A 26,582-nucleotide genomic window follows, 5' to 3' on the forward strand; every position below is an offset into this window, starting at 1 on the left:
ATCGTAGCTTTTTTATTTGTTATTATGATTTCCAAGTTTCATCTGATGGGCGCATAGCAGCTTTTTTGAGTCGTGAAACATAAGGATTTCCTTTAACGGTATATCGTAAAGGCTTGTGTGTCCATTCTCCTTTGTTAGGTATACCAATTCGCCCGCTTTCTTCAATGGCTCTTGGATATTTTCTGTTTTTGGTATCGATCATTAACTTGCCTTCATTGAGTCTAGAGCCGTCTATGTGCCTAGGGATATTGAATGCTTTTGTCCATTTACCCGGTCCATTAGTCATTTCATATCCTGTTTTACCACGACGGTAAGCCATCGTTTCTATCCCTTCTTCAGGTTCTACTGCTCGAATAAGCACACCTTCGGGTATGTTAGCTTGTTGTGTGACGAAGTTAATTAATAAATGCGTATGCATCACGTGTGCATAAATGGTACCGCCATTCTTATATAAAGATGCCACTTTTGGCGTGCGTTTACCATTAAAACCATGCGCAGCTCTATCATCAAAGCCTAAATAGGCTTCTGTTTCGACGATATAACCTGTGAATGTTTGCTGTTCATCATGATAAATCACTTTAACGCCTAATAAATCTTTAGCAATTGTTGTGGTATCACGTTGTAAAAAATCCACGTTTTATATGCCTCCTAAAAATAAATATAAAACATAGTAATTATAAAGTTTAGTTATTTTCAAAATAGTATATATATTTTTGTAATAATTTGTTAAACTACATAATACATAAGTTGTAGAAATTTTCGTTCATACATATAGTTTACATTTAATATACGACATAATAAAGGAGTTGAATTAGAATGACATCAAAAGTAGGTTTTGGTACTGCATACAAGTTGTTTTGGAAAAACTACGTTAATTTTACTGGACGCTCAAGAAGAAGCGAGTACTGGTATACGGTGTTATGGCATATTATTGTGTGTATCCCAGGTATATTATTACTCGTTGGTGGCGTAATAGGCTTGATAATGGGTCTTATTGATAATAATACGAGCGCATCAGGTGTAAGTGTACTGTGTCTTATAATAGGTTGGATTTATTTAGTGGTCTACGGTTTAGCAACGCTTATTCCTAATTATGCACTGTTGATAAGAAGATTTCATGATACTGGCCGAACTATGGTCATGCCAATTATCTTATTCGTGTTTTCAATTATCATTAATGTTGTACCTTCAATTATTAATGTACAACAATCAGATAACAATAATTTAACGGGTTCAATTATTGCTTTAATTTTATATTTAGTAGTATTTGTATTAAGTGTATATCAAATTGTAGTATGTTGTCTGGATAGTCAACGTCAACGTAATAAATATGGAGTGAGTCCAAAATATAAAGACGCAGAAGTTAATAATCATGGTGAGTCATCTCATGAGCAAAATATAAATAACTAACATGATAATTTAAATTAATAGGTCGATATTAAAAGCCAATCAACTTTTTTAACAAGTTGATTGGCTTTTATAATTACTAGCAAGTTTAGGTCTGACAGTTAATTGCTATTTTTTAAATGTAAGATAATGACGGATTATCTCTACCAAGTAAGTCATGTAAAGCTTTGTATTTGGTAAATAAATGTTCATAGGCTTTAACTTTTGCTTCTTCGGGTTGTTTACGATATAAAACAGCTTGCTTCATATTTGCTACAGTCGTTTCCAAATCGACATAAGCACCGCCGACATTAGCACCAAGCATCGCAGCACCCAATGCGGTTGCATTACTAGAATCCAAGACCACTACTTCTTTATTTAATACATTGGCGTATATATCTACAAGTAAGTCACTTTTCTTAGGAATACCACCTGAAGCAAATACGGTATGTACTGGTATATTATTATTTTCAAATTGTTGCATGATGAGTTTGGTACCAAATGCAGTTGCTTCTATATATGCACGATGTATCATTGCAAAAGGCGTTTGTAACGTTAAACCGAAAATACTACCCGTAAGTTGGCTATCGCTTAAAATACTACGATTGCCATTGTGCCAATCTAATACCGTTACGTGTTGGTCTTCGATTGCTATTTCTTGCGCTAGGTTTTCAAGGTGTTCTAACACCGATATATTTTGTCTTTCTGCTTCATCAACGATAGCTTTAGGAGCTTGTTGTGCTGAATAATTAAATAAATCACCTACAGCTGCTTGACCGGCTTCATAAGCATAAAGTCCAGGTATAATAGCATCTTTAACGGAACCTGTAATAGCTGGGATTGGCGCTTGCTTAGCATCTAACATTAGATGACATGTGCTAGTACCAATGACTGGTGTGAATTCACCTTGTTGAATGGCACCTACACCTAGAACGCCTGAATGTGCATCAATAATATAAGGAGAGATTTGAACATCTGCATTTAATCCCCATAGCTGTTGATAGTGCGTACTAAGAGAGCCAGCACTTTCTCCAATTTTGACTACCGGTGCCTCACATTTTTCTTTGACGATACGTGGTAATTCATCATCTACAGCAGCGAAAAAGTCATAATTAAAACCTTCTTCTTCATTATAAAAACCTTTAAAACCAATACCACAATTAGAACGTAAATTTTTGTTTGTTAATAAACTAACGAGATAGTCACCAGCCTCCATAATGTATGAAGTAGCTTCTAAAATTTCAGGCGCTTGTTGTTTTACTTCTAATATTTTTGGAATCATCCATTCACAGTTTACACTATGACCATAGTTATCTAACCAGTGCTTATTATGTTTTGCGCTTACTTCGTTCATGAGATCAGCTTGTGCTTGTGCGCCGTGATGTTTCCATAATTTAACATAGGCATGTGGGTTGTTTTCGAATTGTGATTGAGTATGTAATGGTTCAAAATTGTCATCTAAAAAGACGATCGTACAACTTGTGAAATCAATACCAATACCAATGACTTCATCAGGGTTAACTTGACTGTCATTTAATACATGAGTTACACCTTGTTCAAGGATTTGGGTATAATCCTCGGCATGTTGTAGAAAATAATTTTGTGGCAATTTTTGACCATTTAAGGATCCAGAAATTGTACCATGTGGATATTCTTTAATATAACTTGAAATGATAGCTCCGTTTGATGTATCTACTAAAAATACTCTTCCAGAGGCTGTGCCATAATCTATGCCAATACTGTAACTCATATCGGGTGAATCCTCCTTGTAATAGGTAATTATTTATATTTTAAATAAAGATTGTAAACTAATGATAGTGCTTACATTTCATGCTGTAAAGTTGTGCAACTCGTAAACTTACAGTAAACCATTCTTTTGTTTACTTGAAAGTGCTATGATGTAATTAGTTTAAGCAGAAGAAATACATAATTATCGTTAGAAATAATATAAAAATGATATATAAGGAGAGGTGTGTAATGACTCTGCGTATAGAAAACGTAACCAAGAAATATAAAGAGTTTAAAGCTGTTGATAACGTTTCCCTTACACTAGAAGAAGGTAATATGCTAGGCTTTCTTGGACGTAACGGGGCAGGCAAAACAACGACATTTAGAATGATTTTAGGATTAACGCCTATCACTGAGGGACAAATTACTTATAAAGGTAAAAAGATAGACAAAAAACAATATGACTATGTAGGTTATTTACCCGAAGAACGTGGCTTGCATCCCAAGATGAAAGTGTATGATGAGTTGTTTTATTTGGCTACACTAAAAGGAATGAAGTCAAAAGACATAAAAAAAGCAATTGATTATTGGCTCAATAGATTTGATATTGTACAAAATAGGGACAAAAAAATTGAAGCATTATCAAAAGGGAATCAACAAAAAATTCAATTGCTAGCAAGCATGATACACCAACCACAATTATTAATTTTAGATGAACCTTTTAGTGGTTTGGATCCAGTTAATGTAGAATTATTAAAGTCTGCAGTAAAAGAACTAAACGACCAAGGTACGACAATTATATATAGTTCACATAGGATGGAACACGTTGAAGAATTATGTGATGATGTGTGTATTTTAAATAATGGTAAGTTAGTCGTTGCCGGTCAAATTGATGAAGTAAAAGCTAATCACGGTAATAAGAGTGTAATGATAGAAACTACGCATGAAATGCCTGAGTTAGAATCGCTTGATGGTGTATTAAATGTGGAACGTAACAAACGAGAAATTAAGGTAACGATTGAAAATGAAGCCATAGCCGAAAACGTGTATGAAATAGTCGTAAGATATGGTTTTGTTAAAAGATTCCAAGTCGTTGAACCTTCTTTAAATGAAATCTTCATAGACAAAGTAGGTGATTATAATGGATAGATTTTTAGCTACTTTCGCACTGACTTACCGTAACAAAGTAAAGGCAAAATCATTTCTTATTTTCACAGGAATTGTTGTGATATTAATCTTAGCTGCCGGTAACATTAATAAAATAATTGATTTATTCGATAATGGTGGAGATAAAATAGGAATTGTTGCGGATAATGATAAGTTATATAAAGCGATTAAATCACAAGAAAAGCAATTGAATGATGATGCCACGTATCACAGAATGTCAGAAAGCAAGGCCAAAAAAGAGATAAAAAGTAAAAAGCTAGACGAAGCGTATATCGTAAATTTAGCAGATAACAAATTGAACGGTAAAATACTAAGCCATGATACGGTATCTGGACAAAAGCAACAAAAGTTTAAGGCCATGTTGACGACGATACAAACACAAATAACAGCATCTAATTTGAAATTAACACCATCGGAATTAAAATCATTACAAGCACAAAGTAAAGTGTCGACAGAAATGATATCCGATAGTCAACACAATAATAATTTATCGGAAGCTCAAAAAACGTTTAATATCATTGTTGTGTATGCTGGAATTATGTTGCTATTCTTTATCATTATCAATTATGCCAATCAAATCGCTATGGAAATTGCTACAGAAAAGACATCTCGTGTTATCGAGATGATTATTACAAGTGTGTCACCTATGGTACACATACTCGCTAAAATAGCAGGGATTATAGCAGTAGCATTAACACAAATCGTAATTTTCGTGATTGTCGCCATTATTTCTTATTTTGCATTTGATGTTAAAGAAATGTTCAAAGGTTTTGATGTACAGCCGGGCACATTGACTACACAAATTATAATCGTAGGTATGATTAATTTAATTGTTGGTGTATTATCTTACGTGTTCTTAGCAGCTATATTAGGCGCTATTACTGCCCGAATTGAAGATATAAATCAATCTATTATGCCAATGTCATTATTAGGAATGATTGGCTTATATGTATCGTTATATAGCGTTTGGAATCCAGATGCGTTAATTACTAAAATCACTAGTTTTATTCCAATGTTATCGCCGTTTACTATGTTTGTACGTTCATCATCTCCGAACGTCGAAGTATGGGAAATTGTTGTTAGTGTCATTATCTCACTAATTACAGCAGTTATCTTATTATGGGTGGCAATAAGAAGTTATAAAGACAGTATTTTAAGTTTTGATCGAAGTGTCAAAGCTTCAATGAAACGTCTGTTGAAACGCAGTTAAATATTTGTGTAAATTTACAAAATGTATAGATTTACAATTTGTATAATTGTTACAATGAAACTTATAAATATTAAATTTGTAAATAAAATGAAAACATACAGGCATACCCCAACAAGTTTATATTTGCTTGTATGTTTTTATTTGAATGATGTTTGCAGTATTGACTATTAAATAGTTGACTTACGCAGTATTGGTATAGTAAATCATCTTAGTATTTTAAGGCATATCAATTACCATTTCATCGGCATTACTGTTGTATTAATAAAACGATTTGTTGATGAAGATGTTTAGTGGGAAAGGGAGTATTTAACATGTTTGCAAAAGTAGAAAAACAGCGTAACGGTATTGAATTAATAAAAATCGAAAATCAAGAAACAACAATAGTATTTTCAAATTTTGGTGCGCGTATTATTTCATGGAAATATGATGACAATAGTATTGTGTTAGGTAATATTGTTGAAGCGGATGAGTTTTATCAAGCGAACCCATTTAAATTTGGTGCCACGATAGGTCGCTACAGTGGCAGAATCGCAAATGCTACTTTTGAGTTAGATGGTAAAACGTATACTTTAAATCAGAATGATGGGCCGAATAATATTCACGGTGGACCGTATGGTCTGGATACTAAATTTTTTGATTATGAAATTCATGAACAGGTGGGTCAAGTTAAAATCATCTTTAAGACTACGATAAAAAGTGAGGACGATAATTTCCCGGGTAATATTGAATTGAAAGTGACGCATACATATAATGTTGAACATAAGTGGACTGTTGAATATGAAGCCGTTGCTACTGAGAAAACATTATTTAATCCGATGAATCATGTTTATTTTAATTTAAATAGAGACAATAATATTATCGATAATCATTATATTAGTAGTGAACAATTAGCATTGTATCCATTGGGCGACGATAATTTAGTTAGCAGTTTAGAACCCATCGATTTAAAAAATTATTTTGAAAGTGACAAGATTAAATTTAAAGATATATTTGAAACGACGCATCCTATATTGCAACAACAAATGACGCGTTATAATGGCTTGGATCATCCGTTTGAGATAAATAACGGCCAAATGACTATTGAAAATAAGCACTTTTTATTAAAAGTAGAAACAGATATGCCGAATGTTGTTATTTTTACATTTAATAATACTTCAAGTTGGCAAAGTAATTTTAATATTTATAAACCGCATTCAGGATTTACACTAGAAACACAATGTATTCCTAATGATATCAACTTGGAAGGTGAAAATGCCCAGTCTATCATAGAAGCAAACAAACCTTTCTATTCTAAAACATCTTATAAAATTTTTGAAAAAGAAGTATAAAAAAGTATGGGATTGGTGCTTAGCACTAATTCCATACTTTTTATAGTTATTGGGCGCGTGTTAATAAACGCTGAAGTTTCTCTTTTCTTTTGTTTGTAAGATAAGGGTTTTGAAGAGCATAACTAAGTCGTGAAGCATTTTTACGGTCATTATAATAAACATCATTAAGTTCATAAACTGATAGTTGCGTATCTTTTTCGGCTGTTTTTATTAATTTAAGATGGTCATTATCTGATACGTTTCCTTCTTGGATAACTCGGAAATAAAAGCCTGTTTTACCTGTTGTAGACATCCGTTTAACTAGGTCAGGAATTTGATATTTCGCTTGAATTTTCCAACAAGGCTCCCTTATTTCAGATATTTAAATAATTGCGTCACCTAATTGGTATTGATTGCCAAAATAAGCTTCGCGTTCATCTAAATTAGCCACAGTAAGATTTTCACCAAACATAGCATAAGTAGGAAGCTCAACAACATCATCTCGCCACATTGCATAATTTGATTTACTAAATAAGCAGACTGCTTTATCTGGTCCTCCGTGGTCTTTATATTCCTGTTCATCTTGAGTAAAACCAGTTAATGATAGCCACATAGAACCAGTGAAAGGTACTTTGTTGAGCGCAGAGCGCATGGGTCTTTTGCTACTATAGTTTAAATCTTCAATTTTACCTGTAGATATTGCTTCGACTTCGTAAATCATAAGTTGCCTCCATTCCCAAGATTAAGCTTATTATATATAAAAAATAATGATTAATGAAGCATAAAAGATGGTAATTAATTATGGATATTATTTTATCATAATTAAGATAAACAAGGACTTTAGCTATATATTTTTAACATTCTCATGTACAATATAGGTATTACAACTATAGTCATAAAGGGGCAGCATTATGGATAAGAAACAGTTAAAAATAAGTACATTTGACGATGCATTGCAACAAGTAAAAGATGGTATGGTTATTGGAATTGGTTCAGGATCTACGATTGAATTACTCATTCCACACTTAGCAGAAAAGGTTACTTCTGAACAACTCGATATAACAGGCGTTTGTACTTCAAATAAAACAGCTTACATTGCCAAAAAACATGGTATTAAAATAATAGAAATTAATGATGTTACCAATATAGATTTAGCAATAGATGGTGCAGATGAAGTTGATACGGATTTAAACCTTATCAAGGGTGGCGGTGGCGCATTATTTAGAGAAAAAGTCATCGATGCCATGGCAAATAAATTTGTTGTACTCGCTGATGAATCTAAAATGGTGAGTTATTTAGGCGAAACCTTTAAATTACCCGTTGAGGTGGATAAATTTAATTGGCTACTCGTTGCAAGAAAAATCGAAGCATACGATAAACTTGAAGTGACACGTCGAATGGCAGATGATGTGCCGTTTATTACAGATAACGGTAATTATATATTGGATGTTACATTACATAATGGCATTAACCCGGCTGAATTTCATGAATATTTGATTCATTTAATAGGTGTATTAGAGACTGGATATTTTATCGATATAGCAGATCAAGCAATAGTTGGTACACAAGAAGGCGTGAAAGTTTTTAATAAAGCAAACTAAAAAAGAACGTTAACACATTTATAAGTGTTAACGTCCTTTTTATTACTATCTTCTATTACGTTTTTTGAGTTTTGTAAGGAACGAAGTACGGTGGTAATCACTCGCAGTATCGTCTTCACGTTCATTACTCTGATTACTGTCATGTGTATCTTCTGCATTCACATTATCTTCAGATGGTTGTTCATCATTAGTAACATGCTTTGAAGAAGTCTCGGTTTCAGTATCATTAGCCACATGATGCGATAAATTTGAGTGTGCATCGTGTTCACTATCAGTTGTTGGTTGATTTTGTGTCTCATGTGTTGTTCCAAATGCGTTGCTTTCTTCTGATGCTACTTGGTGGTGTTCAGAATCCTCATTTTGAGTAACAGGCGCATCTTCAGTGACCGGTGTCTCATCAGCACTTGTACTATCTTCAGAGACTGGCGCATTGTCATGATGTTCTGTACTTTCCGTGATGGCTTCGTCATCGCCGTCAGTCGCTTTGTCAGCTTCATGAGGTTCTGTTTCAGTTATTGAAGTATCTTCAGTAACTGCTTTGTCCTCAACATCTGTTGTAGAAGTTGCTGCAGTTCCTTCGTTGTGAAGTGCATTGGGTGACGCGTTATGTTTATTAGAAGCGTCTATTTCATCTTCATCATTAAGGTGATCCATGTAGTTGTTTTCTTCGATTTCATCAAAGTTGCGTCTTGTAAAGAAGTAAAGAATCGCTCTAACGATCATACTCAATATTAAATAAACGAGTCCGACTGCTACAGTTGAATATGCGATAACCTTCATTGCAAAGACATTGCCCAATTCTTCATTAAATAAGAAAACGAGGCCAAATGACATAATAAAATGAAAGGCTGTTGCTATATAAATTGTACGTCCTCTCATGCCACGAATAAGTTCGCCAACAATTATAGAAAATGCAAAACCATATAAAAAGCTGTACATTGCATATGTTAAACCGAAACTAAGATTTACATTCCATAACGCATATAAAAAACCAACGATAATAGATGCGAATAAATTATATACGCGGTTTTCCACTATGTTTTGTAAATATGAACGGAAGGCAAATTCTATTAAAAATGCCATGATTAGTTGACCAATAATTACAGTAGTGATTGTCACTGATAAATCTTCAGCTTGTAATAAGATGAAACTATCTGCAAAAACATTAAAGCTAGTCATTGCTACAATAAAAATCACTAATGGAATTATTATTGCTAATAAAAGTCTAACGATTGTATCTAGACCCAATGTGAATTTTAAACCACTTAATTGGATTCTTCTGCTACCAAATATAATTAGACAGATAAATACTGCAACAAAAGGTGCAATAACACTCAAGTCAAAAACGAAAGATTTATAAGGCACTTGTCCTTGAAAATCTTTAAGTATCGTAGGTAATGCATAGGAAATGAGATAAAATATAAAAATCATCATTGCCCATCTAAAACCAGGAATACGTTGCTTATCCATTTACGTAACCTCCAATTAGGTTTTAAATATTTCATTCGCACCTAATTATACATTTTACAAATGTAGAAATAAATTAAATATAGTAAATATCATTGAATTGTAATAGTGTAGGGTTAAATTTCACTAAAATTGACATATTTAAATGTTATAGGCTAATTATTTAGCCTATAACGGGGTAATAAATGAGTATGAATTGAATTCAAAAAAATGTAAGCGTATACTTTAAGTGTTCAATTAGTTTTAAAGGGGGAAGAGTATGCATAATTTACCAAAAACTGAACTTTGGACAGGTAGGATTGATAGCGAAACGGACAGTAGCCAGTTTCGCCATTTTCAAACAATTCAATTCGGTAATTTAAATGAAGCGTCAACAAAGTCACAACGTGAAGGTGTAGGTATACTCGGTTATGAAGTAGATAAGGGCGTTGAATTAAATAATGGTCGGATAGGCGCTAAAGAAGGCCCAAATGCTATAAAAAGTGCATTTGCTAATCTACCAGTATTACGTACTAACCCAATATTTGACTACGGTAATATAGCCCATGACCATGAAACATTAGAAGAAACGCAACAAGAATTTGCACAATATGTAACCCAATCAGTTAAAAGACATAAGCAAACATTTCTATTAGGCGGAGGGCATGATATTGCTTACGCACAATACTTAGGTGTTAGAGCCGCAAATCCTGATTCGTCCATAGGTGTTATTAATATCGATGCACATTTTGATACTCGAATTGCAGATGGGTCTACGTCAGGCACAAGTTTTCGACAAATTTTAGAAGAAGATGAAAACACTGCGTATTTAGTTTTAGGTATACAACAAGGTGGCAATACACAGGCTTTATTTGATTATGCAAAAGAACGAAACATAGACTATGTTTTTTCAGATGAATTATTGCATCAAGTCTCACCACCAATTAAAGATTTAGTGGATCGTTTTGTCCATGAACATGACGTGATTATGTTTACAATTTGTATGGACGTCATTGATAGTGCTTATGCACCAGGTGTAAGTGCGCCAGCAGTATTAGGTTTATATCCAAATATCGTGTTGGAATTGGCTAAACGCATCATACCAAACGATAAAGTTTCTACAGTAAGTATAGCTGAAACGAACCCATCATATGATAGTGATAATAGAACTGCAAAATTGACAGCTAATTTTATTCATCATTTTTTACGTTAATATCCCAATAATTTAAAAATACAGATATTAAAGAAAGTACTCTAGTAGAGTGCTTTCTTTTTTTTAAGTAATTAAGGTAAATCGTACGACCTAAATTGGGTTTAAATTTAACGACATCCAATTGATTCGTGTTAAATGATTGATAATAAAATCTCGGTATAATGGCATATCCTAAACCTTTATGTACAAAATTCGTTGCCGCTTCAAAACGATCAACTTCTAATATGATATTAGGGTGTAGACTCACGCGCTTAAAGTAATCATCTAGGTGTTGTCTTACTTGTGATCCTTTTTTCGGTAAAATCAATGGTAAATCATCTATTGTAATATTTTGGCGCGTAAAGGTATTATGTGGTGCTAATAGAACATAGGACTCATCATATAACGGTGTGGATTGAATCGCTTCGTGTGTGATTTTTTCATTTGATAAAACGATATGTTCTTCAAAATTTAATAGATGTTCTAAAATATCGTTTTGATTATGTGTTTCGGAAATTAAATACGTTTGATCGGCGTATTTTTTACGGTGCACTGCAATCACTTGTGAAACCCATTGATTCGTTGATTCTAGTATAGACAATTTAATTTTAGGTGATTCACTCATTTTTAAATCGTGCATTTTTTCCATAGTTTGATGGTATTCCTGCACTAACTGTACTGCATAATTGTAGAACTGAATGCCTTTCTCAGTTATTTTGATATCTTTTGTTGTACGTGTGAATAAATCATAACCTAAATTACTTTCTATCTTTTTAATTGTTGCCGTTAGAGAAGGCTGGCTAATATGTAAAAACTTAGCGGCTTGAGTGAAATTGTTATATTTAACTACTGCAATAAAGTATTCTAACTGAATAATTTTCATGGAAATCCGCCTTTACTATTTATAGTTTTATCCTATTAATGATTAGTTTATTTATATTGGTAAGTTATAATTAAGCATAATATAATTACACTATAGCGTAAATAAACAAATGCTTAATTTTCTATTTATAGCAATGCAATATGGTTAATATTTAGTCTGAAATTTATTGAGAACATAGCAATTAAACAATGGGATGGAGTGGTTGTTAATGAGAAATATTCAAGCCAAAAAAGGATTAGATATCGAGTGTAAAGGATGGGAACAAGAAGCAGTTTTAAGAATGCTTTATAATAACTTGGATCCAGAAGTAGCAGAAAGACCAGAAGATTTAGTCGTTTATGGGGGTATTGGTAAAGCGGCTAGAAACTGGGAAGCTTTCGAGGCAATTGAAAATACTTTACGTGATTTAGAAGCGGATGAAACAATGTTAGTCCAATCTGGTAAACCTGTTGCAGTATTCAAAACGCACGAAGAAGCACCTCGCGTATTAATATCAAACTCAGTATTAGTGCCAGAGTGGGCAAACTGGGATCATTTCCATGAATTAGACAAAGAAGGTCTTATGATGTATGGCCAAATGACTGCAGGTAGTTGGATTTATATCGGATCACAAGGTATCGTGCAAGGAACTTATGAAACTTTTGGCGAGTTAGCAAATCAACATTACGACGGTAGTCTTGCGGGTACTGTAACATTGACTGCCGGTTTAGGTGGTATGGGCGGTGCGCAACCACTTGCTGTTACGATGAATAAAGGTGTCGTAATCGGCGTAGAAGTAGACGAATCAAGAATTGATAAACGTATCGCTACTAAATATTGTGATGTTAAAACAGATAATCTAGACGAAGCACTAAAAATGGCAGATGAAGCTAGAAAAGAAAAACGTCCTTTATCAATTGGTCTTTTAGGCAATGCGGTAGACGTACATCAACATATATTAGACAAAGGCTTTAAAATTGATATTATTACTGACCAAACAAGTGCACATGATCCGTTAAATGGTTATGTACCTCAAGGCTATTCAGTTGAGGAAGCAAAATCTTATCGTGAGAGTGTCCCTAAAGCATATGTAAAAGAATCTGAGGCTTCTATGGCTAAACATGTTTCATTAATGTTAGAGTTCCAAAAACAAGGTGCTATTGCATTTGACTATGGTAATAATATTCGTCAAGTTGCTTATAATAATGGTGTAACGAATGCATTTGATTTCCCAGGATTCGTTCCAGCCTATATTAGACCTCTATTTTGTGAGGGTAAAGGTCCATTTAGATTCGCTGCATTAAGTGGTGACCCTAAAGATATTGAACGTGCAGATGAAGAAATGAGAAAATTATTCCCAGATAATGAAAAACTGAATCGTTGGTTAGACTTAGCATCTGAAAAAATTGCGTATCAAGGCTTGCCGTCACGTATTGCCTGGTTAGGTTATGGAGAAAGAGCCAAAATGGGCTTAGCACTTAATAAATTAGTTAGAGATGGTGAGATTTCTGCACCTATCGTTATTGGTCGTGACCATTTAGATTCAGGTTCAGTAGCCAGTCCTAACAGAGAAACAGAAGGAATGAAAGATGGTTCTGACGCAGTAGGTGACTGGGCTGTCCTTAATGCATTAATTAATACTGCAGCTGGTGGTTCATGGATTTCATTCCACCATGGTGGTGGCGTAGGTATGGGTTATTCGCTACATGCAGGTATGGTAGTTGTAGCTGATGGCTCAGAACGTGCAGATAAACGTTTAGGAAGAGTACTGACTACAGACCCAGGTATGGGTGTAGCAAGACATGTTGATGCGGGTTATGAATCAGCAGTAAAAGTTGCCAAAGAACAAGGTGTCAAAATTCCAATGATAGATAGAGAAGGTGATCAATAATGAATGATTTAATTATACAAAATATTAAACAGTTAATTTTACCTAAATCTACTAATCGACCATTAAAAGGGAAAGAGTTAGATGAATTGACAACGATTGACAATGGTACAGTTGTTGTTAAAGATGGCAAAATTGTATATTCCGGTGAATATACTGATGAATATGAAGCTAAAGAAACAATTGATGCAAGCGATAAAGTTGTCTCACCATCTTTAGTTGAAGCGCATACGCATTTAGTGCACGGCGGTTCTAGAGAACACGAAATGGCTTTGAAGAGACAAGGCGTGTCATATCTTGAAATATTAGAACAAGGTGGCGGCATACTTTCAACAGTTGAAGCTACGCGTAATACTTCAGAGGCTGACTTACTGAAAAAAGCTGAAAAACAACTATTAACTATGATGCAACATGGCGTGTTAACAGTTGAAGCTAAAAGTGGTTATGGTTTAGATAAAGAAACTGAATTAAAGCAGTTACGTGTTTCTAACCAATTAGCTGACAAGTTTAATTTAGAAATGAAACATACATTTTTAGGACCTCATGCAATTCCTAAAGATGCTACATCTAATCAAGCATTTTTAGATGAAATGATTGCAATGTTGCCGGAAGCCAAACAATATGCAGACTTTGCGGATATATTTTGTGAAACAGGTGTCTTTACGATAGAAGAATCTAAAAAATATATGGAAGCTGCTAAAGAAGCTGGATTTAGAGTGAAGATACATGCTGATGAAATTGATCCACTCGGTGGATTAGAATTGGCAATAGACGAAGATGCAATTAGTGCCGATCACTTAGTTGCTTCAAGTGAAGAAGGTAAACAAAAATTAAATAATAGTGACACTGTTGCTGTTATTTTACCAGGAACGACATTCTATTTAGGTAAAGAGCAATATGCAGATGCAAGAGGCATGATAGACAATAATGGGGCTATTGCGATTGCAACCGACTTTAACCCGGGTAGTTGTGTAACGAATAATTTACAACTCGTAATGTCTATTGCATCACTTAAATTGAAGTTATCCTCAAATGAAATATGGAACGCTGTAACTGTCAATGCTGCAAAAGCAATAGACAGTGAGGCAGGTACAATTAATAAAGGTGATAAAGCAAATATTGTCTTATGGGATGCACCGAATTATGAATATATTTTATATCATTTTGGTGTTAACCATGCAGATAAAGTTATCAAAGATGGACGTATTATTTTTGATAATGCGATATCAGAATCAACAATTAATGCATAGCATTATAACAATAGGCCTTATTCAAGGCCTATTTTTTATTTTAATTTTAGACGTCTTAAAAATTCAGAAAATTGTGATACGATAGAGTTAATGGGGTTAATAGGGAGGGGTGCTTGTGAGTAGTCTTGAGTATTTAAGGCAGTGGCAAGCAAAATATTATAGTAATGACATTATCATAGGTATCCTTTTAGCTTTGGCACTTTTACCTGGAGCTATCGCATTTTCTTTTATTGCTGGGGTTAGTCCGGCTATGGGACTATTAAGTACCAGTTTTATTATGATGATCATTAGTATTACAGGTAACCGCACGTTAATGGTAACGGCGCCTAGTAGTGGGGTGTCATTAGTTGCTGCGCCAATAGTAGCGCACCATGGTCTAAAATATTTAATATTAGCCACACTCGCTATGGGAATTATTCAAATAATTTTTGGGTTATGCCATATAAATAAAGTACTAGATCTAATACCCAACACTGTAGTTATTGGATTTATGAATGCATTAGGTATTTTGTTATTTACTTCTCAACTATCTAACGTCTTTCATGTTTCAATCATGACATATGTGTTTGTTATGATTTCATTTATCATTATTTGGGTCGTACCTAAATTTACTAGAATACTACCGTCTCCTTTGGTTGCAATCATCGTTTTAACCTTATGTGCTTGGTACTTTAAGCCGGACATTAAATACGTCGCAGACTTAACAACCATACATATTATGATGCCTAAGCTATACCTTCCATTAGACATTTTAACTATACATAGCGTAGGCGTAATTATTTTTTATGGTTTAATGATGGCAATAGTTGCTACAGTTCAAACTACGCTTACAGCACGCTTAATAGACGAACTTACTCATTCAACAAGTAACAAAAATAGAGAATCCATAGGTCAAGGCATTGCAACAATTATTACAAGTGCAGTTAGTGGTATTGGAGGTAGTGGTTTAGTTGGGCAATCACGGTTTGTCGTGTCTATGGGTGTAACTTCTAGAATTACTACATTTGTAACAGGTGTTTTTTTATTTGTTAGCCTATTTGCATTTAGTAATATTATTGGCAAGATTCCAATGGCAGTATTAGCCACGGTACTTATAACTATTTCGTTAACTACTTTTGATAGAAGAACAAAATCATATATCCAAGCAGCACCACTTAAAAATGGGACTGTCATCATAGCAACGATGATTATTATATTAGCAAGCAATAATCTTGCTTACGGTGTTTTATTTGGCACTATATTTTACTACACTATAAATAATACATTTAAAAATAAAGGAAGTGATACGTAATGTCTCATTTTGAAGATTACGTTCAATGGAGAAGACATTTTCATCAATATCCTGAAGTGTCTAAAAATGAATATGAAACGACAAAAAAACTAAAAGAAATTTTAACTTCTTACGATATTAAAGTGCTTGATCTTCCGTTAGAGACAGGATTAATAGCAGAGGTAGGTCAAGGTGATGAATTTGTAGCAGTGAGATCTGATATTGATGCTTTACCAATCACTGAACAAGTTGATCATGATTTTAAGTCATCTAACGATGGTGCAATGCATGCGTGTGGACATGATATTCATATGGCAAGCATATTAGCTGTTGCGACTAAACTTAAAGAAAATGAAGCCAATTTAAAAGGTAGAGTGAGATTGTTATTTCAAGCTGCGGAAGAAGTTGGCTTTGGTGCGTTAAGTATTGTCGATACAGGCGCCTTAGAAGGCGTTAAAGCGGTATTAGGATACCATAATTTCCCTACGTTAAATATTGGTGAATTTATGGTTAAATCTGGACCAGTGACGTCTTCCGTAGACCGTTTTGAATTTAAGATTAAAGGTAAAGGTGCACATGCGGCAAAACCAGAACAAGGTAATGATACAGTTATCGTGCTAGGCCAGCTTATTAATAGTATACAATCAATCGTAAGTCGAAATTTAGCGGCCTTTGATAATGCAGTTGTTACTATCGGTGAAGTGTCATCAGGTAATACTTGGAATGTAATTGCCGATGAAGCCTATGTGCAAGGTACGGTACGTTCATTCGACCAAACAGTGCGTCAAAAAATTGAAGATAGAATGAAGCAAATTGGCGATGGTTTAGCTCAAGCTTTTGATTTAGAAATTGAAACACTTTATCATCGAGTTACTTCTGCCGTTCATAACGATACAAAACTAACAAACGACGCAGTAGAAGTGGCGAAAGCAGTTGGTTATGACGTATCGATCATGGATGAACCATTAACTATCGGTGAAGACTTCTCTGGGTATGCAACGCATTACCCTAGTGTTTTTGCTTTTATTGGTTCAAATAGTGAATATGACTTACATCATCCAAAATTCGATCCAGACGAGCGTATCTTAGAAACAGTACCAGATTATTTTGTTACTTTTGTAAATAAATTATTCGATGAGTCATAATTTATGATTAATAATGTGTAACAGGTGGTGCTTCTTGGGTATTTATTATCATAACTTGATTTAAAGGAGTTTTGATAATGGCAAATACTGATCCTAGAAGTAAATATTCAAATGCAGATTTTCCAAAACAAGAGCAACCAATCCCAGGGTTACAGAGCAAATTAAATCCTCAACCCGATTGTGGGGAAACATCATATACAGGTCATGATAGATTATTAGATTACAAAATGTTAGTAACTGGCGGAGATTCCGCTATAGGTCGTGCTGCGGCTATCGCTTATGCTAAAGAAGGTGCGGACGTAGCTATTAATTATTTACCGGCTGAAGAAGAAGATGCGCAACAAGTTAAACAAGTAATTGAACAAGCTGGTAGAAAGGCTGTCTTGATTCCTGGTGATTTAAGAAATGAACAGTTTAACTATGATTTAGTTGAACAAGCACAAAAACAACTTGGTGGCTTAGATAATGTAACAATCGTCGCAGGACATCAACAATATCGAGAAAATATAAAAGGTTTCGATACAGCTTCATTTACCGAAACTTTTGAAACTAACGTCTATCCAATATTTTGGTTAGTTCAAAAAGCGATAGATTATTTAAATCCAGGCGCAACGATTACAACAACGTCATCAGTACAAGGTTATAATCCTAGCCCGATTTTACACGATTATGCAGCGACTAAAGCAGCAATTATTTCTTTAACTAAAAGCTTATCAGAAGAACTAGGCGCTCAAGGTATTAGAGTGAACTGTGTTGCACCAGGACCATTCTGGTCACCATTACAAATTTCTGGTGGTCAACCTCAAGAAAAAATACCTCACTTTGGACAAAAGGAAGTGTTAGGTAGAGCTGGACAGCCAGTGGAACTTGCTGGTACTTACGTACACTTAGCAGCCGAAGAGTCTAGTTACACAACTGGTCAAGTTTACGGAGTTACAGGTGGTACACAGTTAGATTAAAAATCATAGCACAGTAGTTTTTCAATTCTAGTTATCTTTGCCGGGGTGAGACAACGAAATCAATAGATTTCTGTCAGCTCAAAAGAGTCACTAATAGAAGTTAAGCCATGCTTAAAAGCATAGCCTCAAAAAAAAGGAAAGGCAGTGGCTAACTGAATTGAAAATGCGCACAACTTTTTTCAATTCTAGTTATCTGTGCCGGGGTGAGACAACGAAATCAATAGATTTCTGTCAGCTCAAAAGAGTCACTAATAGAAGTTAAGCTATGCTTAAAAGCATAGACTCAAAGAAGGAAAGGCAGTGGCTAACTGAATTGAAAATGCGCACAAACTGCTTTTTTCAATTCTAGTTATCTTTGCCGGGGTGAGACAACGAAATCAAATAGATTTCTGTCAGCTCAAAAGAGTCACTAATAGAAGTTAAGCCATGCTTAAAAGCATAGCCTCAAAAAAAAGGAAAGGCAGTGGCTAACTGAATTGAAAATGCGCACAACTTTTTTCAATTCTAGTTATCTGTGCCGGGGTGAGACAACGAAATCAATAGATTTCTGTCGGCTCAAAAGAGTCATTAATAGAAGTTAAGCTATGCTTAAAAGCATAGCCTCAAAACAAGGAAAGGCAGTGGCTAACTGAATTGAAAATGCGCACAAACTGCTTTTTTCAATTCTAGTTATCTGTGCCGGTGTGAGACAACGAAATCAAATAGATTTCTGTCGGCTCAAAAGAGTCATTAATAGAAGTTAAGCTATGCTTAAAAGCATAGCCTCAAAACAAGGAAAGGCAGTGGCTAACTGAATTGAAAATGCGCACAAACTGCTTTTTTCAATTCTAGTTATCTTTGCCGGGGTGAGACAACGAAATCAAATAGATTTCTGTCTCACTCCCTTTATGTTAAGGGGGATTAAAATGAAGCGGTTGAATCCGAAAGATTTATCAAAAAGACAAAATTATAAACTGTTAAGTGGTAGTGTGATTCCGCGTCCTATTGCTTTTGTAACAACGAAAGATAGTTCTGGTAATGTAAATGCTGCGCCTTTTAGTTTTTTTAATGTCGTTAATAGTGCACCTCCAATGATTATGATTTCAACGGGTAGAAATAATGGACAACGTAAGGATACTTCATTAAATATAGAAGAAACAGAAAACTTTGTAGTGCACATTACTGATAGTGACAATGTCGAAGACGTGAATAGCACAGCAGCACCAATAGCAAGAGAGCAAAATGAGATTGAACGTACTCAAATGGAATTAATAGACTCTACAGTTGTTGATGCACCCAGTGTAAAACATGCTAAAGTACGTATGGAATGTAAACTTGATCGACTTATACAGTTGGGAGATGAACTTGAAGGGTCAGATTTAATTATTGGCGAAGTTGTCATGTTCCATATAGATGATCAGGTTTATTTTGAAGATAGTAAAATAAACGCAGAGGCTTTACAACCTATTGCTAGGTTATCTGGCAATGATTACGCACGTCTAGGAGACAAATTTACGATTGAACGTCCGACTGAATAAAAGTGATTAAATAGTTGCAAGACGTTTATTATGCATGTCAATTTGACTTATAAGTGTAAATATTGTAACGTATATACGAATTTATTTAATTTACCTATAAATATAGGAAGCGAAGTGTTCGCAATATTACTGTATATCCATTGCAATATTTTTCGTATTGTCTTGGTGATTTATAGGTAAATCAGACTAACTATACACTCTTTTCTTCATTATTAAGAAAAGAGTTTTTTATTTTTAAGGGAGTAGGTTGGATATGGAAGAGAAGCGAAAAGGTAATTTATGGGCATTATCACCACTGTTACTATTCGTCTTACTGTTTTTAGGTATAGGCATAATTACAGGTGATTTTACGACAATGCCACTTAACGTTGCTATAGTCATTGCCTCAATTTATGGATTGTTGTTATATCGCAAAGAATCATTCACGAAAAAAGTGGAAGTATTTACAAAAGGTGCAGGGCATTCAAATATTGTATTAATGATGATTATCTTTATTTTGGCAGGTGCGTTCTCCCAAACCACTGAAGATATGGGCGGTGTCCAATCAACAGTTAATTTAGGGTTAACGTTAATACCAGAAAACTTGTTGATTGTTGGATTGTTTATCATTTGTATGTTTGTTTCTATTTCTATGGGTACTTCTGTAGGAACAGTTGCAGCAATTGCACCAGTTGGTTTTGGCCTAAGTCAAGCAACAGACGTTTCTGCTGCATTAACGATGGCTACTGTAGTAGGTGGTGCTATGTTTGGTGATAATTTATCAATGATATCTGATACAACGATTGCGGCCGTTCGTACCCAAAAGACGAAAATGAGTGATAAGTTTAAAGTTAATTTCAAAATTGTATTACCAGGGGCGATTTTAACGATTATTGTCTTGTGGTTTATGACGCATGGTATACATGTTGATAGCACGAAAGATTATGATTTTAATATAATTAAAGTAATTCCGTATTTAGTAGTGTTAATTTTAGCTCTTATCGGTATCAATGTAATACTTGTACTTATTGGTGGTACTGTATTATCAGCGATTATAGGCTTGATTGACGGCTCATTTAATTGGACACATCTATTGAAGTCAATTTCTAAAGGTATCACGGGTATGGAAGATATTGCTATGATTGCATTATTAATTGGCGGACTAGTCGCATTAATTGAATATTACGGTGGTATCGCTTGGCTACTGAACTTTATTAGAAGCAAAGTTAAATCTAAAAGAGGTGCTGAATTTGGCATTGCTAGCTTGGTAAGTGTCGCAGACATCTCTACAGCTAATAATACAATTTCTATTCTTATGGCCGGAACACTCGCGAAAGATATTTCAGATGAGTTTGATGTTGATCCAAGAAAATCAGCTAGTATACTTGATATATTTGCGAGTTGCTTCCAAGGATTCGTGCCATACAGTCCTCAATTGATAGCGGCCGCTGGTGTAGCTAAAATATCACCGGTAGAACTGATGGGTTATAGTTTTTATCCGGTTCTATTAGGTATTTGTGGTTTAATAGCTATATTCTTTAAACTACCAAACTTAAATAAAAAGAAACAAAAAAACACAGCTTATTAATAACTAAAGATGCACAAGTGGTTATATAATTATTTATGTAATTAAAGTAATAATTGTTTAGCATATTCAAATAATAAGTTAATATAAATATAAGAGGGAAAGTAGGTGACGAATATGGCCAAATATAATGTGGAAAACGATAACGTTAATGTAAACCTAGAAAGGTTATTTAAATCTTCTCCTGAGCTTTTATATCGTGCATGGACGGACGAAAGATTACTTAAACGTTGGTTTATGACTTCGGAAAGAACAAATCAACTTATTAAAATTGATGCGCAAGAACAAGGTTCTTATGAAATTATAGATATACGTAAAGGGAAAGAAAACAAAGTTCAAGGCCGATTTGAGTCATTAGAAGAAAACGAATTTATAGCTATGACGATAGGTATGCCTGAAATTAGTGACGCGGAAGATAAGGTCACAGTAGAAATCTTTGAAAGAGAAGCAGGTATTACACAAATGATTTTTAATTATAATGCGGTAGTACCTAAAGAAAGAAGACTTTCAAATTTAGAATATAAACAAAAGAAAAAAGAATATCATGATTCCACTGCCCATGGTTTTGAAATGATGTTCGATAAATTACAACAAGTTGTTGCAGATGAACGTGAAAATGGTTCAAATTAATTAAAAGCTAGGATGAAGTCGTCTTTCATCCTAGCTTTTTTATTGCTTAAATTTAATTTAAAGTGTGCCAAATTCGATACGCTCATTAAACTTTCTTACAACTGTTTCAAAAAAGATATGATAACTAATGAAACTTGAATAATCAGTGCCATCATGAAGGTAAAATGTATTGCTAGAAACATAAACATTGTAATTCGCTTTTTGCGCTAGGTTGTTGTCTTTTAATGTCGTTACTGAAATAAAATATTGTTGCTTAAGTTGTAAAGCATTTGTGATCTCCGGTATTTGATAAGATTCGCCAGATAAAGAGATGATGAAGAATAAATCTTGAGGCGTTGACTTGTTTAATATCATTTTTAATTCATGTACATCGTGCAGAACAATAATGTTTTTGTGTATTGTCAATAACACACGTTGAGCTTCTTGAGCGACATTTAATTGTGCTAATCCTGTGCCATATAGATAAATTGTATCTGCTTCTAGTAATTTATCGGTAATAAGCGTATAGTCAATACGTTCTAAATAAGCGAATGTATTCTTAATTTCTTGCTGAAATCCTTCAATTGAATCTGAAGGAAGTTGTTGCACTTGTTCGGTTTCAAATTTTAGGTAAGATTTAAAATCACTATAACCATCAAAACCTAATTTTTTAGTGAATCGGTGTATAGAAGCATTAGAAGCATGCGTATGTGCAGCAAGTTCTTGTATTTTCATCGATTTACATGCGTGAATATGTGTATTAATAAATTGGGCGATATGTAAATCATTATCGTTAAGCTTATCGAAATTTTTATTTAATCTTTCGTCTAAAAACAAGTGAGCACCTCATTTACTTGAAAATATTTTCGGTTTTTGAAAATATAATCTGATTATACAAAACATTTCAAAATGACGTCAAACTGTTGTTTAAATGTAAGCGTTTACTATAACATATGATTAAGTAAAAAAATTGAAAAATAAATTAGCTGTTAAGCTTTATACAATCAATTTTTATAAATAGTATTGGGGTGTCTATATGAATGCAATTAAACGATTTGGTAGTGCTATGATTGTACCCGTACTTATGTTTGCTTTCTTCGGGATAGTTTTAGGATTTGCGACTTTATTCAAAAATCCAGCTATTATGGGAAGTATTGCAGATAGTGGTACGGCTTGGACTAAAGTTTGGACGGTTATTGAATCAGGTGGTTGGACTATTTTCAATCATATGGAAATAGTTTTTGTGGTAGGCTTACCAATTTCCCTAGCTAAGAAAGCATCGGGACATGCAACATTAGCAGCATTAATGGGATATTTAATGTTCAATACGTTTATTAATGCCATATTAACGCAATGGCCACATACTTTTGGCGCTAACTTTAATAAAGGTGTAGAAAATGTTACTGGATTAAAATCTATTGCCGGTATAGATACATTGGACACTAATATTTTAGGCGCTATTATAATTTCAAGTATTGTAACTTGGATACATAATAAATATTATAGTAAAAAATTACCTGAGATGTTAGGTATTTTCCAAGGGTTAACCTTTGTTGTTACTATTTCATTCTTTGTCATGTTACCTATTGCGCTAATTACATGTATAGTATGGCCAACAGTACAAGATGCAATTTCGTCACTACAAGGTTTCATTATAGGATCTGGTTATGTAGGTGTTTGGTTATATCACTTCTTAGAAAGAGTACTCATACCTACAGGGTTACATCATTTTATATACGCACCAGTTGAAGTTGGTCCAGTAGTAGTCAATGATGGCTTGAAAGCTGAATGGTTTAAACATGTAAATGAATTTGCTAAAAGTACAAAACCATTAAAAGACCAATTCCATTATGGCTTTATGTTACAAGGAAATGGGAAAGTATTTGGTGCTATTGGTATAGCATTGGCGATGTATTCAACTACGCCTAAAGAAAACAAGAAAAAAGTAGCGGCGCTATTAATACCAGCGACACTTACCGCAGTAGTGGTAGGTATCACTGAACCATTAGAATTTACGTTCCTATTTATTGCTCCATATCTTTTTGTCATACATGCGATATTAGCTGCAACAATGGATACTGTAATGTATGGATTTGGATTAGTAGGTAACTTTGGCGGAGGATTAATTGATTTCTTTGCAACTAACTGGATTCCGTTAGGACAAAACCATTGGATGACCTATGTTATACAAATTATTATCGGCTTAATATTTACAGGTATTTACTTTGTAGTATTCAGATTTTTAATTTTGAAATTCGATATACCTTTACCTGGACGTAAAAAGGAAGAAGAAAATGTTAAGCTTTACAGTAAAAATGACTATAAAGAAAGTAAAGGTGGAGCAACTGCTTCAACAGGTAACGAATACGAAGATAAAGCTATCTACTATTTAGAAGGTTTAGGTGGAGCTGAAAATATTAAAGACGTGACAAATTGTGCGACAAGATTACGTCTGACTGTCAATGATCCTGAAAAGGTTGAAGGCAACGATTACTTTATTCACAATCAGCAGGCTCACGGTTTAGTTAAAAGTGGAAAAAATGTACAAGTTATCGTTGGTATGTCAGTGCCACAAGTTAGAGAAGCATTTGAAGAGATATTAAATAATAAATAAAGAATTAATAGAACAACATTAAAAAGCACGCATAAGATGATTACGTCTTATGCGTGCTTTATTTTATCGTATCGTTATTATGATATATGTTCTTTACGTATACTAGCTACTTTTGGGCAATATACGGCATTGAATATATCGATATTCTTCGTTGCTAATTGGAAGATAAGCTGAGCGAATGTTGCGACAGAGCAGTTAACATTAAGTGTATTTTTAGACATTGTATATGCGATAGACTCAGATGTAGTAAGCATATTCATAATGTCGATGATTTTATCTTTAATAAATGCATCGCTTAAACCGTCTATGTAAATTTCAAAACGTTTAGATGCTCTTGGTAATTGTTCTGAATCAATAAGAGTGTGAGCTTTTGAAGATTTAACTACTTGATAAATAGTATAATTATTAAAACTTAAAAAACTTATTAAGAAAGGTAATTGTTGTTTCGGTAGAGTGATTTCTAAAGCATAAATATGCTTATATTTTGTAATTGTGTAGTTTAAAGCACTACAAAAGTTAATTTGACGACATAATTTTAAGAGTTGTTTACGGTTTTTACGTTTATTTAAACCACCAATATTTAAAATAAACGTTTCAGTTTTATCAATAAACATCTGAGTCCTCCCATTCTATATAATAAATTTTAGCATTACATTGTCGTAGGTAATGTTAGATTTTTTCTAGTTCTATTAAATTGTACCACTCTTTTTTTGTAATAGCACTAGGTCTTTGGGATGAACTCAAAGTAATTTGAAAAATTATAAATTAATTAAGTAATTCTTTAGAATTTTCTGAAAATATATTGAGCTCATTACTAAAGTGTGATACATTTTTCTGTATTACATAATTAAGGGAAGTGTTGAGAGATGTTAACAAAAGTAAGTAGATTTGCAACAAACACATTCTTGTTTTGGATGTTAGTCGCAGCTATTATTGGATTTGTTTTTCCAACTGAATTGGCACAAATAAGTAAATATGTGCCATATTTATTAGGTATTGTGATGATTGGTATGGGGTTAACGATTGATCCGAAAGACTTTAAAATAGTATTTCAAGCGCCACGTTCAGTTATTATTGGGGTTATTTTACAGTTTACAGTTATGCCGGTTACGGCATTCGTTATCGCTAAAGTTTTTCAATTACCACCTGAAATTGCTATTGGGGTTATTTTAGTAGGATGTTGTCCAGGCGGTACTTCTAGTAACGTGATGAGTTATTTAGCAAAGGCTAACGTAGCACTTTCTGTCGCAATTACGAGCGTGTCTACGTTACTTGCACCAATCGTTACACCAGCGCTCATTTTCTTATTTGCTAACCAATGGTTAAATGTTTCATTTGGAAGCATGTTATGGTCAGTCGTACAAGTCGTGCTAATTCCAATTATCATTGGCTTTATTTTACAAAAAGTATTTAAAAACTTTGCTGCTAAATCTGCAACTGCATTACCTATCGTTTCTGTCATTGCTATTTCATTGATTTTAGCCTCTGTCGTAGGTGGTAGCAAATCTCAAATTTTACAAACAGGTTTATTAATATTCGCTGTCGTTATTCTACATAATATAGTAGGTTACGCTTTAGGTTATGGTTTGGCTAAAGTATTAAAATTAGAAAGAGCAGATAAAAAAGCTGTTTCAATTGAAGTAGGTATGCAAAATTCAGGTTTAGCCGTTTCTTTGGCAACCGTGCATTTCAATCCTTTAGCAGCAGTTCCTGGAGCCGTATTTAGCTTAGTACATAATATTACAGGGCCTATACTTGCAAGATATTGGTCTAAAAAATAATAACTTAGTAACTGAGGTACGTATAAGCGTATCTCAGTTTCTTTATGACTTACAAAAATATTATGTGATAAACTGTGTATTAATGA

22 protein-coding genes and 1 pseudogene are annotated in these 26,582 nt (G+C 33.9%); 16 read left to right on the forward strand and 7 right to left on the reverse strand.

Features of this window, described 5'->3' with window-relative positions:
- Positions 1-22 precede the first annotated feature (22 nt).
- On the reverse strand, positions 23-634 hold the full coding sequence (locus ISP08_RS03055) for a DNA-3-methyladenine glycosylase (RefSeq protein ID WP_195719334.1): 612 nt from the start codon (positions 632-634) through the stop codon (positions 23-25).
- A 182-nt stretch (positions 635-816) separates the two neighbouring features.
- On the opposite strand from ISP08_RS03055, the gene ISP08_RS03060 reads away from it, so the two are divergent.
- Positions 817-1,410, forward strand: coding sequence for a DUF805 domain-containing protein (locus ISP08_RS03060; RefSeq protein WP_195719335.1), 594 nt, complete (start codon positions 817-819; stop codon positions 1,408-1,410).
- 112 nt (positions 1,411-1,522) lie between these two features.
- Here ISP08_RS03060 and ISP08_RS03065 read toward each other — a convergent pair whose 3' ends face one another.
- Positions 1,523-3,136 (reverse strand): ribulokinase, encoded by a 1,614-nt coding sequence (locus ISP08_RS03065; RefSeq protein WP_195719336.1) that lies wholly within the window; start codon positions 3,134-3,136, stop codon positions 1,523-1,525.
- A gap of 227 nt (positions 3,137-3,363) precedes the next feature.
- Here ISP08_RS03065 and ISP08_RS03070 point away from each other — a divergent pair, with 227 nt between their 5' ends.
- The 3 genes from ISP08_RS03070 to ISP08_RS03080 all read left to right on the forward strand — a co-directional run bounded on the left by ISP08_RS03070 (position 3,364) and on the right by ISP08_RS03080 (position 6,819).
- The gene (locus ISP08_RS03070; protein ID WP_048793054.1) at positions 3,364-4,263 is read left to right on the forward strand and encodes an ABC transporter ATP-binding protein; all 900 of its coding nucleotides are present in this window, start codon (positions 3,364-3,366) and stop codon (positions 4,261-4,263) included.
- Positions 4,256-5,491, forward strand: coding sequence for an ABC transporter permease (locus ISP08_RS03075; protein WP_195719337.1), 1,236 nt, complete (start codon positions 4,256-4,258; stop codon positions 5,489-5,491). Before ISP08_RS03070 ends, ISP08_RS03075 begins: the two co-directional genes overlap by 8 nt.
- Before the next feature lie 311 nt (positions 5,492-5,802).
- Positions 5,803-6,819: an aldose epimerase family protein gene (locus ISP08_RS03080; protein WP_195719338.1), complete on the forward strand. Its 1,017-nt coding sequence runs from the start codon at positions 5,803-5,805 to the stop codon at positions 6,817-6,819.
- Positions 6,820-6,865: 46 nt separating this feature from the next.
- Here ISP08_RS03080 and ISP08_RS03085 read toward each other — a convergent pair.
- Positions 6,866-7,519, reverse strand: a pseudogene (locus ISP08_RS03085) (MOSC domain-containing protein).
- 187 nt (positions 7,520-7,706) lie between these two features.
- On the opposite strand from ISP08_RS03085, the gene ISP08_RS03090 reads away from it, so the two are divergent.
- Entirely contained in the window at positions 7,707-8,399 is a 693-nt protein-coding gene (locus tag ISP08_RS03090; RefSeq protein WP_195719382.1) for a ribose 5-phosphate isomerase A, read from the forward strand.
- 45 nt (positions 8,400-8,444) lie between these two features.
- Here the strand turns inward: ISP08_RS03090 and sdpC are convergent, their stop codons facing one another.
- On the reverse strand, positions 8,445-9,869 hold the full coding sequence (gene sdpC, locus ISP08_RS03095) for a peptidoglycan release complex CPBP-like subunit SdpC (protein WP_195719339.1): 1,425 nt from the start codon (positions 9,867-9,869) through the stop codon (positions 8,445-8,447).
- Between the two features lie 256 nt (positions 9,870-10,125).
- On the opposite strand from sdpC, the gene hutG reads away from it, so the two are divergent.
- The gene (gene hutG, locus ISP08_RS03100) at positions 10,126-11,058 is read left to right on the forward strand and encodes a formimidoylglutamase (RefSeq protein WP_048793048.1); all 933 of its coding nucleotides are present in this window, start codon (positions 10,126-10,128) and stop codon (positions 11,056-11,058) included.
- Here the strand turns inward: hutG and ISP08_RS03105 are convergent.
- Positions 11,036-11,920, reverse strand: coding sequence for a LysR family transcriptional regulator (locus ISP08_RS03105; RefSeq protein WP_048793047.1), 885 nt, complete (start codon positions 11,918-11,920; stop codon positions 11,036-11,038). The two genes, hutG and ISP08_RS03105, sit on opposite strands and share 23 nt — an antisense overlap.
- A 208-nt stretch (positions 11,921-12,128) precedes the next feature.
- Between ISP08_RS03105 and hutU the strand changes: the two genes are divergently transcribed.
- The 8 genes from hutU to ISP08_RS03145 all read left to right on the forward strand — a co-directional run bounded on the left by hutU (position 12,129) and on the right by ISP08_RS03145 (position 22,122).
- Positions 12,129-13,790, forward strand: a complete 1,662-nt coding sequence (gene hutU / locus ISP08_RS03110) for a urocanate hydratase (protein WP_195719340.1) — start codon at positions 12,129-12,131, stop codon at positions 13,788-13,790.
- Positions 13,790-15,037 carry an imidazolonepropionase gene (gene hutI, locus ISP08_RS03115; protein ID WP_048793045.1) on the forward strand — a complete coding sequence of 416 codons (1,248 nt, stop codon included), beginning with the start codon at positions 13,790-13,792 and terminating at the stop codon, positions 15,035-15,037. Before hutU ends, hutI begins: the two co-directional genes overlap by 1 nt.
- A 115-nt stretch (positions 15,038-15,152) precedes the next feature.
- On the forward strand, positions 15,153-16,328 hold the full coding sequence (locus ISP08_RS03120; RefSeq protein ID WP_244138709.1) for a SulP family inorganic anion transporter: 1,176 nt from the start codon (positions 15,153-15,155) through the stop codon (positions 16,326-16,328).
- Complete coding sequence (locus ISP08_RS03125) at positions 16,328-17,452, forward strand: amidohydrolase (RefSeq protein WP_195719342.1); 1,125 nt, start codon at positions 16,328-16,330, stop codon at positions 17,450-17,452. Before ISP08_RS03120 ends, ISP08_RS03125 begins: the two co-directional genes overlap by 1 nt.
- 77 nt (positions 17,453-17,529) lie before the next feature.
- Positions 17,530-18,411: an SDR family oxidoreductase gene (locus ISP08_RS03130; protein ID WP_195719343.1), complete on the forward strand. Its 882-nt coding sequence runs from the start codon at positions 17,530-17,532 to the stop codon at positions 18,409-18,411.
- Between the two features lie 905 nt (positions 18,412-19,316).
- Positions 19,317-19,928, forward strand: a complete 612-nt coding sequence (locus ISP08_RS03135; RefSeq protein ID WP_048793041.1) for a flavin reductase family protein — start codon at positions 19,317-19,319, stop codon at positions 19,926-19,928.
- A gap of 253 nt (positions 19,929-20,181) precedes the next feature.
- Positions 20,182-21,495, forward strand: a complete 1,314-nt coding sequence (locus tag ISP08_RS03140; protein ID WP_195719383.1) for a Na+/H+ antiporter NhaC family protein — start codon at positions 20,182-20,184, stop codon at positions 21,493-21,495.
- 114 nt (positions 21,496-21,609) lie between these two features.
- Positions 21,610-22,122: an SRPBCC family protein gene (locus ISP08_RS03145; protein ID WP_048793039.1), complete on the forward strand. Its 513-nt coding sequence runs from the start codon at positions 21,610-21,612 to the stop codon at positions 22,120-22,122.
- Positions 22,123-22,179: 57 nt separating this feature from the next.
- Here ISP08_RS03145 and ISP08_RS03150 read toward each other — a convergent pair whose 3' ends face one another.
- Entirely contained in the window at positions 22,180-22,938 is a 759-nt protein-coding gene (locus ISP08_RS03150; RefSeq protein ID WP_048793038.1) for a MurR/RpiR family transcriptional regulator, read from the reverse strand.
- 199 nt (positions 22,939-23,137) lie between these two features.
- Here ISP08_RS03150 and ISP08_RS03155 point away from each other — a divergent pair, with 199 nt between their 5' ends.
- Entirely contained in the window at positions 23,138-24,715 is a 1,578-nt protein-coding gene (locus tag ISP08_RS03155) for an alpha-glucoside-specific PTS transporter subunit IIBC (protein ID WP_048793037.1), read from the forward strand.
- 77 nt (positions 24,716-24,792) lie between these two features.
- Here ISP08_RS03155 and ISP08_RS03160 read toward each other — a convergent pair whose 3' ends face one another.
- Positions 24,793-25,329, reverse strand: coding sequence for a hypothetical protein (locus ISP08_RS03160; protein WP_048793036.1), 537 nt, complete (start codon positions 25,327-25,329; stop codon positions 24,793-24,795).
- Between the two features lie 252 nt (positions 25,330-25,581).
- Here ISP08_RS03160 and ISP08_RS03165 point away from each other — a divergent pair, with 252 nt between their 5' ends.
- Complete coding sequence (locus ISP08_RS03165) at positions 25,582-26,496, forward strand: bile acid:sodium symporter family protein (protein WP_048793035.1); 915 nt, start codon at positions 25,582-25,584, stop codon at positions 26,494-26,496.
- Positions 26,497-26,582: the final 86 nt, after the last annotated feature.

The organism is Staphylococcus lloydii (genome assembly GCF_015775975.1).
In the GTDB taxonomy this organism is placed as follows: Bacteria; Bacillota; Bacilli; order Staphylococcales; family Staphylococcaceae; genus Staphylococcus; species Staphylococcus lloydii.